Origin of the sequence: Paenibacillus glycanilyticus (genome assembly GCF_023715145.1) — a bacterium.
GTDB classification, from domain to species: domain Bacteria; phylum Bacillota; class Bacilli; order Paenibacillales; family Paenibacillaceae; genus Pristimantibacillus; species Pristimantibacillus glycanilyticus_A.
The window spans coordinates 99,910-112,572 of record NZ_JAMBNP010000005.1; the positions used below are offsets into that span (position 1 = coordinate 99,910).

11 protein-coding genes are annotated in these 12,663 nt (G+C 51.4%); 6 read left to right on the forward strand and 5 right to left on the reverse strand.

Annotated features, from left to right (window positions below):
• Window positions 1-27: 27 nt before the first annotated feature.
• Both M3194_RS15455 and manA read right to left on the reverse strand, forming a co-directional pair.
• Window positions 28-906, reverse strand: coding sequence for an ROK family protein (locus M3194_RS15455; protein ID WP_251654968.1), 879 nt, complete (start codon window positions 904-906; stop codon window positions 28-30).
• A gap of 303 nt (window positions 907-1,209) precedes the next feature.
• Window positions 1,210-2,157: a mannose-6-phosphate isomerase, class I gene (manA, locus tag M3194_RS15460; protein WP_251654969.1), complete on the reverse strand. Its 948-nt coding sequence runs from the start codon at window positions 2,155-2,157 to the stop codon at window positions 1,210-1,212.
• 102 nt (window positions 2,158-2,259) lie between these two features.
• Between manA and M3194_RS15465 the strand changes: the two genes are divergently transcribed.
• Window positions 2,260-3,297: a substrate-binding domain-containing protein gene (locus tag M3194_RS15465; RefSeq protein ID WP_251654970.1), complete on the forward strand. Its 1,038-nt coding sequence runs from the start codon at window positions 2,260-2,262 to the stop codon at window positions 3,295-3,297.
• An 11-nt stretch (window positions 3,298-3,308) separates the two neighbouring features.
• Here M3194_RS15465 and M3194_RS15470 read toward each other — a convergent pair whose 3' ends face one another.
• Window positions 3,309-3,704 (reverse strand): DUF2500 domain-containing protein, encoded by a 396-nt coding sequence (locus tag M3194_RS15470; RefSeq protein ID WP_251654971.1) that lies wholly within the window; start codon window positions 3,702-3,704, stop codon window positions 3,309-3,311.
• A 189-nt stretch (window positions 3,705-3,893) separates the two neighbouring features.
• Here M3194_RS15470 and M3194_RS15475 point away from each other — a divergent pair, with 189 nt between their 5' ends.
• The 3 genes from M3194_RS15475 (at window position 3,894) to M3194_RS15485 (ending at window position 8,702) form a co-directional block, all read left to right on the forward strand.
• On the forward strand, window positions 3,894-4,490 hold the full coding sequence (locus M3194_RS15475; RefSeq protein ID WP_251654972.1) for a TetR/AcrR family transcriptional regulator: 597 nt from the start codon (window positions 3,894-3,896) through the stop codon (window positions 4,488-4,490).
• 90 nt (window positions 4,491-4,580) lie between these two features.
• Entirely contained in the window at window positions 4,581-6,671 is a 2,091-nt protein-coding gene (locus tag M3194_RS15480) for a YhgE/Pip domain-containing protein (protein ID WP_251654973.1), read from the forward strand.
• A gap of 192 nt (window positions 6,672-6,863) precedes the next feature.
• Window positions 6,864-8,702: an LTA synthase family protein gene (locus M3194_RS15485; RefSeq protein ID WP_251655349.1), complete on the forward strand. Its 1,839-nt coding sequence runs from the start codon at window positions 6,864-6,866 to the stop codon at window positions 8,700-8,702.
• A gap of 228 nt (window positions 8,703-8,930) precedes the next feature.
• Here M3194_RS15485 and M3194_RS15490 read toward each other — a convergent pair whose 3' ends face one another.
• Entirely contained in the window at window positions 8,931-9,416 is a 486-nt protein-coding gene (locus M3194_RS15490; RefSeq protein WP_251654974.1) for a hypothetical protein, read from the reverse strand.
• A gap of 203 nt (window positions 9,417-9,619) precedes the next feature.
• Between M3194_RS15490 and M3194_RS15495 the strand changes: the two genes are divergently transcribed.
• Window positions 9,620-10,099: a nucleoside deaminase gene (locus M3194_RS15495; RefSeq protein ID WP_251654975.1), complete on the forward strand. Its 480-nt coding sequence runs from the start codon at window positions 9,620-9,622 to the stop codon at window positions 10,097-10,099.
• Window positions 10,100-10,387: 288 nt separating this feature from the next.
• Window positions 10,388-11,521 carry a sporulation protein YunB gene (yunB, locus tag M3194_RS15500; protein ID WP_251654976.1) on the forward strand — a complete coding sequence of 378 codons (1,134 nt, stop codon included), beginning with the start codon at window positions 10,388-10,390 and terminating at the stop codon, window positions 11,519-11,521.
• Between the two features lie 54 nt (window positions 11,522-11,575).
• Here yunB and M3194_RS15505 read toward each other — a convergent pair whose 3' ends face one another.
• The gene (locus tag M3194_RS15505) at window positions 11,576-12,625 is read right to left on the reverse strand and encodes a M23 family metallopeptidase (RefSeq protein ID WP_285889293.1); all 1,050 of its coding nucleotides are present in this window, start codon (window positions 12,623-12,625) and stop codon (window positions 11,576-11,578) included.
• Window positions 12,626-12,663 lie beyond the last annotated feature (38 nt).

Consider the following 12,663-nt stretch of genomic DNA (forward strand, 5'->3'; position numbering starts at 1 on the left):
TAAACGCTTGGGAAGGCCTTTCTATTATTATTGCCGCTCTAAAGCGTCGATGCCCAGCGCGATGGAACCGCATAAGCCTGCGTTGTCGCCAAGGCCTGGCGGTACGATGTAAGAATCAATGCCTTCACGCAGTGCTTCATGGGAAGCGTAGCCGTTCAGGTTCTTTTGTACTTCCGCGCGAATAAGCGGGAACAGCTGCTCCTGATGCATAACGCCGCCGCCGAGAATGACTTTCTTCGGTGACAGCAGCAGGACGGCGCTGGAGATTGCTTGGCCGAGATAGAAGGCTTCCATCTGCCATGCCGGATGATCCTTCGTCAGCTCATCGCCTTTCACGCCCCAGCGTTGTCCAAGAGCGGGACCTGCCGCCATGCCTTCCAGACAGTCTCCATGGTAGGGACAGAAGCCGGCGTAAGTATCCTCCGGATGTCTGCGTGTAAGAACATGTCCGCCTTCGGGATGAAGCAGGCCATGAACAAGCTTGCCTTCCGTATAGACGCCAACGCCGATTCCGGTACCAACGGTATAATAGAGGGCGCTGTTTAAGCCTTTCGCCGCTCCCCATTTGGCTTCGCCAAACGCAGCGGCATTTACATCGGTATCCCAGCCGTAAGGAAGGGGAAGCTCGCGCTTCATGGTTCCGAGAAAATCAAATCCGGACCAGCCTGGTTTAGGGGTTGTGGTTACAAATCCATAAGTAGGGCTGGAGGGATCAATATCGATCGGTCCAAAGGTGCCGATCCCGATTGCTTCAACATGCTTGTCGCGGAAGTAGTTCAGGACTTCGCGAAGGGTAGATTCCGGATGCTCGGTTGGCAAGCTGATGCGTTCTTCAATCTCGCCGTGTTCGTTGCCAATCCCGCATACAAACTTTGTGCCGCCTGCTTCAATTGCTCCAATACGCAAGTTCGTTGCCTCCTTAAAAGAGTTGCCACACGAACGGCCTAGATTTTGGCCGTTCGTGGTAAGTCTTGCTTCGTAAGCATTGGTGTTAAAAGAGTTGCCGCACGAACAGCCTAGATTTTGGCCGTTCGTGGTAAGTCTTGCTTCGTAAGCATTGGTGTTAAAAGAGTTGCCACACGAACAGCCTAGATTTTGGCCGTTCGTGGTAAGTCTTGCTTCGTAAGCATTGGTGTTAAAAGAGTTGCCACACGAACGGCCTAGATTTTGGCCGTTCGTGATAAGTCTTGCTTCGTAAGCTTCCGCCGATTATTCGTGAGAAATAATAAGCTCAAGCTGGCCGCGAAGCGTAAATTCGCCGAAGCCCAGCGGAAGGATGAAATGATCGCCTTTTTTCAGCGGGTAGCCGCCCGTGGAATTTTCCAATTCCCCAGAGCCGTCAAGGACGCTGCAGATCGTGAATTTTGCCGGTTCCGGAAATGAGGTCTCGCCGTTTGTATTCCATTTCTGAACCGTGAAGAAGCTGTTGGACACAAAAGTTGTTACCTCGGTACCGCCAACGGTCTCTGTAGAGAAGGTTGTTTCTGCTCCGACATGAGGAACGGTTGTGACTTCAATGCCTTTGTCCAGATGAAGCTCGCGCGTAGCGCCTTTATCGTCCGTCCGGTCATAATCGTAGATTCGGTAAGTTGTGTCCGAGCTTTGCTGAGTTTCCAGCACTTGAATGCCTTTGCCCAATGCATGGAGAGTACCGCTTGGAACATAGAAGAAATCGCCTGGCTTCACCGTTACCTTGGTCAGCAGCTTATCCCACTCGCCTGCGTCGACCATTTGCTTGAACTGCTCTTTGGTAGCGGCAGAATGACCGTATATAATTTCGGCTCCCGGCTCACAGCCAAGGATGTACCAGCATTCCGTCTTGCCAAGCTCGCCGTTTTCGTTGACTTGCGCGTATGCGTCATCCGGATGCACCTGCACGGACAGATCATCGGAAGCATCGAGGATTTTGGTTAGAAGCGGGAACTTCACCGCCGAGGAACCAAACAATTGCGGCTGCTGTTCCCACAGCTCGCCAAGTTTCAGTCCTTTATAAGGGCCGTTATGAACAATGCTTTGGCCATTCGGGTGAGCCGACACAGCCCAGCATTCTCCGGTACGGTCAGATGGAATATCGTAATTGAACTGCTCTCTTAATTGCTTGCCGCCCCAAATGCGTTCTTGAAATACAGGCTCCAGAAAAATCGGTTGATTCGCCAATCTTTATCCCTCCAGGTTATCAAATCTAGCTTTACTAAACTTGACAAAATAAATATCTGTAAAGTAAATTGATTATAACATAGGTAAAGAGGAAGTTGAAGAATGCCGCGACCAAAAAAAATATCGATGCAGACGATCGCAGACAAGCTGGGTATTTCCCGTAATGCGGTCTCGCTGGCGCTATCCAATAAAAAAGGAATTGGGGAAGAGCTGAGGCAGCGGGTCATCCAGACAGCCCAAGAGGTTGGCTATCTGACGGAAGCCGGCCAGTCGTCCGTCAGCGCTCCGATCCTCGTGCTTGTACCGGATAGAGTGATGAGCCATGAAGATAACGAGCATTTTTTGTTTTATCATGATTTGATATGGGGACTGGACCGCCGGCTGCAGGAGGAAGGCTACAGTGCGGTTATCGTGCGGATCAGCATGGCACAAGAGCAGGACCAGATCCTTCCTGAACTGGCTTTGCATATTGACTATCAGGGCATTATTGCTTTTGGCATATTGGAGAGGGACTATATTGCAAAAGTGCAGCAGGTCTTGCCGAAGCCAATGCTGCTGTTTGATTCCTACTACCGGGAGATTGAGTCGTCCGCTGTTACTTCGGCTAATGTTGAAGGGGCATGCGCCGCGGTCAATTCCTTAATTGAAGCGGGCCATCAGCGGATCGGCTGTATCGCGCCGGTTAATCTGACAACCAGTCATGAAGAGCGGTGGTTTGGTTATACGAAGGCCATGCTGCAGCATAAGCTTCAGCCCGATTTTTCCTTATGCCTGCTGGAATCGGAAGGCTTTGTCCGGACCCAGGAGGAGCTATCTTCTTATTGCGACCGGTTTGGGGAAGGCGGATATCCGACAGCAGTTTTTTGCGGGAACGACCGGATTGCCCTGCTGCTGATGAAAGAGCTGGAGAAGAGGGGCTTGCAGGTGCCTCGCGATGTATCGGTGATCGGATTTGACGGGCTTGCGATGTCCGCGGAAGCGAACCCTCCGCTGACCACGATGGCCGTTAATAAAAAAGCGCTGTGCACTGCGGCAGTCGAGGTGCTCGGCCACATGCTCCGGCAGCCTGATGGTCCTGCCGTGCGCTGCAGTGCCGCGCCTGTTCTTCGCATGGGAGGCTCCGTCAGACATTTGTCGTGAGCCTCTTTTTCTCACATTCTTGCTCCGCTGTTGCGTTCGAAAGCAACGATCCATTCCCCTTGCGTCGCGGCATAACCGGTATCGCCTTCCACCACCAGGCCGTACAGGTTCTTCACATCCAGAAATTCCCGGCGCTGACCATTAACAAATTCCAAAGTGATATAGTAGTAGGTATGGGATGAATGACTGATATGACCGTCATGGTTATGAGAGCTTTGCTGGACGTCCATCCGCTTTGAAACCACTTTGGCAAAGGTTGATTCCTTCGGTGAAGTGGCATTTTGTACATACTTAACGCTGCGGAAAATAACGGTTCCGATAACGATTACGAATCCGATTACAATGATGATGGGGATAATAGTGATCATAAGATCAAACCCCATGGGTGATCCAAAGCCGTTGTTCATCTTTCTTGCTCCTCCGATGCTTCCATGATATGGATAGAATGTACGTTGATTGTACGCATGGAGGAGAAGAAAAGTTGCACTTGATCTTATCCTGCGGGTTATGTTATAAATGGTTTATGACTAATTGACCGAATTTGAATTTTGGTCATTTTCGAAGAAGCTTATGAACAACGAAAAGGAGCTTGACTCATGTCCATTGACCGCAAAGCGTTAATATTGAAGGCAGCGACGCAGTCGTTTGCGCAATTTGGCTATAAAGCGACCACAATGGATTTGGTGTCCAAGATCGCAAGCGTAGGCAAAGGCACGATTTATACTTTTTTCAAAACAAAGGAAGAGCTGTTCGAAGCGATTCTGAACAAGGCCGAGATTGATTTGAAGGAAGCGATGAACTGCGGATTTGCCAAGGAAGGCGGCCAAAGCTCCTTTATTCATAGTGTGTTCAACCTGCTTGATTCTATCCTGGAGTTTCGTTCGGATCATGAGCTGTTCGTCAAGCTTGCCCAAGAGGTCCGGGATATCGGTACCGCGCAGGCGCTGGAAGGCATTCGGCGCATGGAGCGGTTTGGGCTCGATTTTCTGAAGCAAAAGCTGGACCTGGCTATCGAGAAGGGGGAGGTCCGTGATTGCGACACGACGATTATCTCCTATATGATCTTCCGTTTGTATCTTAGCCTGGCGACGGAGTGGAACAAATCGCATAGCGAGCCTTTAACCAAGGAACAGATTAAGGAGAATATTGCGATGCTTATCACGCAAGGCATCGTGAAGGAAGCCAGATCGTAAAATCCCAGCCTGAAAGGGCTGTTTTTTTGGTCAAAAATGACCAAAATACGAATTTAGTCAGATATTCAATCGAAAGAAGGATGTGCAAACATGAGGCCGATTCAAGTATTCTTCAAGGATATGAAAACTCTTGCGACAAAGAGAATGCTTCTGCTTTCTTTTCTTGGCGTTGCCCTGCTCCCGATGCTGTACAGCAGTATTCTGATCGACGGCTCGATGGACCCCTACGGCCAGACGAGCAAGCTTCCCGTAGCGGTCGTTAACCTTGACAAAGGCGCGGATTATGAAGGGAAGACGATGAACGTCGGGGAAGATTTTATTGAGGAATTGAAGAAGAGCGATAACTTCAAATGGGATTTCGTAAGCGAAGAGAAAGCGAAAGACGGCATGGAGCATAACGATTACTATATGACCATTACCGTACCCAGCAATTTCTCGGAAAATGCCGCAACCTTAACGCAGGAAAATCCGGTTCAGGCCGAGTTGATCTTTGAGCCGAACAGCCAATATAACTTTGTAGCCGGACAGATCGGCAATAGTGCCATGAAGGAATTAAAATCAAAGCTTAACTCGCAAATCACCGAAGCTTACACGAGAAGCATGTTCGAACAGGTTGGAACGATCTCCGACGGCTTAGGCCAAGCAGGGGAAGGCGCTACCGAGTTGAAGGACGGCGCGGGCAAGCTGGAGGACGGCTTAACCACGCTGAAGGATAACTTGAACAAGCTGGCAAGCGGCACTACGGAGCTGAGCGGCGGTGTATCCAAGCTGTATAACGGCGCAGCAAGCTTAAGTCAAGGCACGGGCCAATTATCGTCCGGCGCGGCGGGTCTGGCGGATGGGCTTGGCCAATTATCAGCCGCAGAGCAGCAGCTGTATAACGGCGCAGCGCAGTCCAAGGCCGGTGCAGCCCAGCTTGCCGAAGGTCTGAAGGCGTCAAAGGCCGGCGCGTCTGAGCTGAAGCAAGGGCTGACGGCTTCTTCCGCGGCAAGCGGGCAGGTTGCCGATGGTGCCGATCAGGTGGCGAAGGGGCTTGAACAGCTGATGGCGGCAACACCGGAGCTGCAGGAGAACGAGAGCCTCAAGCAATTGCTTGCGGCAAGCAAGCAGGTAGCGGCAGGCAGTGCGCAGCTAAGAGACGGGCAGGAGAAGCTTCTGACCGGCAGCAGCAAGCTGGCGCAAGGCCAGGATCAGCTGTATGCCGGCGCGGCCCAGCTTAGCCAGGGTCAAGAGAAGCTGACGGCTGGCCTTGAGACCTTTGGCGGGAAGCTGCAGGAAGCTGGCGCGGGAGCAGATCAGCTTGCCTCGGGAGCAAAAGCCGCGAATAGCGGTGCCGTCCAATTGAAGGATGGGCTAGGCAAACTGTCCGGCGGCGTAGAAGGAATAGCCGATGGCTCGAAGCAATTGGACCAAGGCGCGGGACAGCTGAGGGACGGCTCCAAGCAGCTTGTGAACGGCTCGGGCGAGCTTGCAACTAAGCTGAATGATGCGGCCGCAGAGACTGGCAGCATAAAAGATGGCGACGACATCGTCAATATGTTCGCCGAGCCGGTTGTCGTGAAAGAAAATACGGATCATAAGCTAGATCATTATGGTCTTGGCATTGCCCCTTATTTCTTGTCGCTCGCGCTATTTATGGGCGCTCTTGTATATACAACGGTATTCTCGGTTCGGGATTCCTACACCTTGGGGGCATCGCCGATGGGCCGGTTCTTTAGCCGTACGTTGACGTATGTGACCATAAGTCTTCTGCAATCCTTGATTGCGGATGCCGTACTTCTGTACGGTCTGAAGATTGAAGTAACGAGCGTTCCGCTCTTTGTGATCTTTACCATTCTGACAAGTTTTGCGTATACCTTTATCATTCAAGCGCTTGTCACCTGGCTGGATAATCCGGGACGCTTCCTGGTTGTGCTTCTGATGATCTTCCAGCTGACATCCAGTGCCGGTACGTTCCCTCTCGAACTGCTGCCGGATTGGATGCAGAAGCTGAACCCTTGGCTGCCGATGACGCACGCCATTACCGGCTTCAAGACCATTATCGCAAGCGGGGATTATGCTCTGATGCGCGAGCAGATGCTTGTCCTTGGTGCCTTTGCAGTTGTGTTCCTGGCATTGACCTTCCTGTACTTTAAACGTCAGGCGAAGAACCATGTCGAGAACATGCACCCTGCTGCGTAACTGGGAGACTATCTATTAATTGACATGGAACATGCATCCTCATGCCCTTTTCTCATGCTAGCAAATCGGTTAGTATAAATAGAATACTAGAGGATGATCGAAGCGGCCGTCGTTTGACGGCTTCTTTTTTTCGCAAGGAGAGTGAATACATTGCTATCGTTCTACAAAAATGATGACTACCGGCGTTCGCCGATGATTGGGATTTGGCTGCTGCTCTTGATTAAATCCGTTTTGTTCCGGCTCTTCCTGTTCGGCGAGATTCAAGGGAACGGCCTGCTGGCGGATGCGGCTGCCTGGCTTGGGCTGCTGCTTATCGTGGATCTTGTCACGGCCGCAAGATGGAGAGGGATTGCTTACTGGGTAGTTAATCTGATCGTTTCCGCATTGCTGTTTGCCTCGACCGTCTATTTCAGCTATTACGGCTCTGTGCCGACTTATACGGCCTTGAAGGCACTTGATCAAGTGAATCAGATTCAGGACAGCGTAGAGTCGCTTATTAAGAGCGTCTATTATATTTATTTTCTTGACCTTGCGATTCTAGCAATCTTATATTTGGTGCGTTTAATCAGAGGAACCCGGGTATCGGGACGGAAAAGAATTGGCCAGCTTCGGGTCGTTCTCGGAGGCCTGCTGGTATGCATCGTTGTATCCGGAAGCATGGTTTATGCGGGGAATAATATTCCGAACGAATTGGAGCAGGCCGAAGGCCTTGGCTTTATCGGATATCAGGCTGCTGCCGCCTGGGAGAACCAAAGCGAGAAGGCGATGGCGAGCAGCGGCGATATTGAACAGACCAAAGCCGAGATTGAAGCCCTTATGTCTTCTTATCCCTATCAGGATCAAACGGGGAATGTTCAGTTCGGAAGCGCTCAAGGGAAAAACGTGATTGTTGTTCAATTGGAAGCTTTTCAGAACTTTCCGCTTCATCTATCCGTTGGCGGGAAGGAGCTGACGCCGGTGCTCAACAAGCTGGCTGACGAGAGCTATTACTTCCCTCATATCTATCAACAGATTGGACAAGGCAACACGTCGGATGCGGAATTTATGTCGAACACTTCGATTTATCCGACGGGGGAGATTGCGATGTCGACGGGCTATGGCAACCGCGAACTCCCAAGTATGCCGCGCATGCTCGAGAGCCGCGGATATGAAGCAAGCACGTTCCATGTGAACGACGTTACGTTCTGGGATCGGAACAAGCTGTATCCGGCCCTTGGCTTTAACCATTACTTTGATAAGCCGTATTACACAAATGATCATTTTAATGAGTTTGGCGCGTCGGATGAGGAGCTGTACCGGGTGGCGGTTGAAAAGCTGCAGGCGCTGCATGAGCAGAACAAGCCGTTTTATGCGCAGATGGTGACCGTATCGAGTCACTTCCCGTTTGAAGTTCCGGATGATCGAAAGACTCTTAACTTGCCTGCAGGTCTGGACGGAACGCAGCTGGGTAATTACCTGGAGGCCATCCACTACACGGATTATGCGCTTGGAACGCTTATTGACCGTTTGAAGGCGAACGGCATGTGGGAGGATACCGTGCTTGTTGCATACGGCGACCATTTCGGCCTGCAGCCGGAGAAGGCGAGCGCGGAGGAGATCAGCCAGAAGCTTGGCATGCATTACGACGATCGGCTCAGCCGCTTCAACATTCCGCTCGTTATGCATGTTCCGGGTCAATCAGCTGGACAGGTGGTTGACCAGCCGGGCGGGCAGCTTGATATTATGCCAACTCTTGCTAATCTGCTTGGCGTGAAGCCGGCAGACGAGGGCGTTGTTGCTTTTGGACATGACCTGTTGAACATAGACCATAACGTATTTGGCATGCGTTATTACCTGCCTACTGGCTCTTTCTTTAATAATGATATTCTGTTTGTTCCGGGCAAGGGCTTCGATGACGGAACAGCCTATTCGATCAAAACGATGGAGCCTGTCGCTGACTTCGCCCAGTACCGCAATGATTATGGCTATATCATGAAGCTGATGAACCTCTCGGATCAATACGTCCGGCAATTGCCGAAGAGGGCTCCGTAAATGGCAGGATCGTCATGGCTTTAATGACGGAGATATCGTAGGTTCGTCATGATGGAAATGGATTCTCTTTCGGTCGCTGTTGCTCGCGCTTTGTTCCTTCAGGAGATCCATTTCCTCTATTCTAAGAAACCGACAAGGGCAGCCATTTGGCTGCCCTTGTTGTATTAAATACAATAGTCAATCTAAAAAAGGACAGCCCGGATTAACAAGCTGCCCTCAAATGCTCATTTAGCCCAGCTCCCGGCGAAAACCTTCCTCGGCCATGTATTCCTCAACTTCCTTATGCGTCTCAAACGCCATCTCCAGATTCATCCCGGAGTAGATGTACCACATATCGTCTTCCCATTTCACGACAAGGCTTTGATTCTCCTCGTTGGTCCACAGCTGATCTTTCTTTTTCCGGTTGCGCGACGGTTTTGCCGCTGGCTCTTCCTCGCGTACCGACAATGAATCAATCGACTGGCGGAGCAGCGTCCGAAGCTGGAGCTCGTTATAGTCGCGGATATTGATCAGGCCTTTGTCGTCCTGGTTGAAGTTGCGCAGCAGGCCGGCGTAGACGAAGCCGTTACCGTTCGGGTGCAGATGGTACACGACGTTTTTCCGGTCGTACAGACTGTTCTCGAACTGGAAGTTCACTCGTCCCAAGGATACATCGGAGCGCTCAAGCTCCGGGAACGATTCAATAATTGCGAGCTTTTCTTCAAAGGTTAACATTAACATCCTCCATCATCATGCCTAAATGTGCTTCGGCTATTATAGCACAAGCATAAGCTCCTTACGAAGCGGCATCCCCGACTGTGCGCTGCAACTAAAGAGCGATGCCCCTCATTAGTCGCCGCCACAAAGTTGCGCGAAGCTCGTTTACTCCTCCGGCCAATAAACCATATGATTAGGGGAAACGAAGGGAGCGAGAGAGAGTGAACCATGATCATACGTATTATTTGAAATACTGCATTGAGGTGTCCCGCAAGTCGAGAGATAACGGCAATACCCCGTTTGGCGCGATACTTGTGAATGACCGGGGAGAGATCGTTCTGGAACAGGAGAACGTAGAAGTAACCGAAAAACGCTGCACCGGCCATGCCGAAACCGCCCTTATGGAGAAAGCGTCGCATCAGTACGAGCATCATGATCTGTGGAACTATACGCTCTATACAACCTTCGAGCCATGCGCCATGTGTTCCGGAGCGATTTATTGGGGGAACGTAGGCAAAGTGGTCTACGCGGCAACGGAAGAGGCATTGCTGAAGCTGACCGGGGATCATGAGCAAAATCCGACGTTTAATTTGCCTTGCAGGGATATTTTCGCTAAGGGTCAAAAGCCTATTGAAGTGATTGGACCCTTCCCCGAGCTTGAGGAAGAGGTTGTTGCCGTTCATAAGGGGTACTGGGAGTAAACATTTCTATCGTCAAAGCCTCGTTACGGGGAGGTCGTCTTTTTTGTCCTTGCTCTGCATAAGCATGTAAAGGAATGGGACAGCACGAATTACCACAAATGGCTGATATCAAGCCATCAGTGTGATAATTCTTTGGACTATGCTTACGAGGCAAGAATTATCACAAATGGCTGATATCAAGCCATATGTGTGATAATTCTTTGGACTATGCTTACGAGGCAAGAATTACCACAAATGGCTGATATCAAGCCATCAGTGTGATAATTCTTTTTAGGAGGGCGATGGAACGTGACGAAATGGGGAAGAAGAGGATGGCTGCTCCGTTCGCTTGGCCTGAGCCGGCAGCAATTATGGTCTAATCGTCCTTTTACAAAGGTCAAGCGGGTCAGTTGGGGAAGCAAACTCTCTGCTCCAAGCAGCGCGCCAAAGCCATGGGGAACAAGCAAGTGGCGATCTCCGCGCAAGCCAAAGCCAGCCAGCAGCTGGGGAGGCATGTGGCAGCCGCGCAAACGTCCGGTCAGACCGGCGGGCAGGGGCATCAAGACGATGAGCATCAGCTCGGCCGGCAGCGGGAGCGGAGGAACGAGACTGAAGCCCGGCAAACGGCGAACGAAGCTGTGGATTGTCGTCACCATTCTTGTCCTTCTTTTCGGAACCATCCAATCCCTTGTCTATATCGAGAAGCATCTTCGTCCGCCTCTTATGAAGGTAGCGCAGCTGCGGATCAAGCAGGTCGCTACTCAGGCGATTAACAAGGCTACAACCGATGAGGTAGTAAACAATGCGGATTTCGAGAAGCTGATTGATTGGAAAATGAACAGCGGCGGCAAAGTATCCGGCTTTATGCTGAACTATGCGGAGCACACGAAGATCCGGTCAGAGACGATCAAGACGGTACAGGCTACGCTTGATGATCTGAAGGAAATACCCGAGCATATTCCGGTCGGCAACGCGCTCGGCAGTGCGCTCATCTCTACATACGGTCCAAGAATACCGGTCAAATTCGAACCGGTTGGCGCTGTTAAAGTAGATCTGAATACGCGCCAGACGAATGCCGGCATCAATATGATTCTAATCGAAGTGTACATTCATATCGTGTCCGAGGTGGCGATTATCGTTCCGTTCGAGACCGATCCCCAGATCGTAGAGACGGAAATCCCGATCTCCTACCTGCTTGTTGTCGGGGATGTGCCGATGTATTACTACGATAATGAAGGCAAGGCGGTTGGGGAATCCGCCCCTGACGCTCCGAATATTTCTCTGCCGATGTCCAAGGGCGAGGGAGTAACCCAGCCTTCGGACGGAAGCATGCTGAAGGAGCAGCTGGAATCCGAGGATTCTCCTCTGCCTTCCGGCAACAGCAGCAATTCAGCCAACAGCGCAGGGAATGCGAATGCGGGCAATGCCGGTGACGGCGGCTGAAAAAAATAAAAGGGGCATCCTCAAAGGTCTACTGGCCTTTGGGGATCGCCCCTTTTAATGATTTGACCGTAACCGCCTGCGCTCATCCTGTTCCCAACGTCTTAAGAGCGGATAGGGATCAAATGCCCATTCGATAAGTCCGCGGTCGCGATATACCCCGTAATGCAGATGCGGCGGGAATTTCCCTTGCGTTCCGGGCTTGCCGTAACCGGAGCTGCCGACCCATCCGATGGTTTGACCGGGCTTGACGATGGTCCCGATGCCTACTGTCTTGTCAAAGCCGGACAAGTGAGCGTAATAGTGATAATAATTGTTGAGATCCCGAATGCCGATTCTCCAGCCCCCATACGGATTCCAGCCTTTTATCTCCACGACGCCAAAGCAGGTGCTTCGGACAGGAATGCCGTGATTGGCGAAAATATCGGTTCCCTCATGAGTCCGCCGTCCTCCCCACCCGCGGGCATTGCCCCATGTGCTTCGGTACGAATAATTCGTTCCGACCGGGACGGGAAACGCATGCTCGAACAGATCTAAACGGCCAAAGGTAGCATAAATGCTGGAAAACTGCTGAATACGCTGCACGGCTCTGCTGTTATGGTAGTACTCCCATACGCCAATGGCGAAATCATCCTCGGTTGATCCGCCATACTGCAGCATTCTTGTCGCTACGGAATAGAGCAGATCGAGATCGTTTGTACGGTCGGCAAAACCGTCACCGTCGCCGTCACGGCCAACTCCGTTGAACCATTGAATCGAAGCCGGCACGTTATCGGCCGAATCCGGATTAAGAGCGCCTGACCATTGCTCCTCATCCATATAAATACCTACGATACTTCCTAACGGAGGACGCGCCTTTGGCCGGGCCTTGGACAGCGTACGCTCATATTGGTCAACGGCTGCGAGCCGGTACCAAGGAATACCTGTGACTTCGCTAAGCCGGTCGTAAAGCTGCTGTCTCGTGACTAACGGATCAACCTCCCCGCCGGAAGACTGGACCTGGGCTGGTTCAGCTTTGCTGACGCTGGGATTTGCATAGCCTGATTGCCCGGTCACGAGCATGGAAGCGACAACGGCAGCCAACGCAATAGAAAAAGTCTGTTTCAATCGTTCCACCCTTTCGAAAGCTCAAAGCAATATTCGTT

Bases quoted from the DNA above. Each gene is read 5' to 3' on its own strand.
- M3194_RS15485 (WP_251655349.1), top strand. From the start codon at position 6,864: ATGATTGGGATTTGGCTGCTGCTCTTGATTAAATCCGTTTTGTTCCGG.
- M3194_RS15470 (WP_251654971.1), bottom strand. From the start codon at position 3,704: ATGAACAACGGCTTTGGATCACCCATGGGGTTTGATCTTATGATCACT.
- M3194_RS15490 (WP_251654974.1), bottom strand. From the start codon at position 9,416: ATGTTAACCTTTGAAGAAAAGCTCGCAATTATTGAATCGTTCCCGGAG.
- M3194_RS15465 (WP_251654970.1), top strand. From the start codon at position 2,260: ATGCCGCGACCAAAAAAAATATCGATGCAGACGATCGCAGACAAGCTG.
- M3194_RS15480 (WP_251654973.1), top strand. From the start codon at position 4,581: ATGAGGCCGATTCAAGTATTCTTCAAGGATATGAAAACTCTTGCGACA.
- M3194_RS15475 (WP_251654972.1), top strand. From the start codon at position 3,894: ATGTCCATTGACCGCAAAGCGTTAATATTGAAGGCAGCGACGCAGTCG.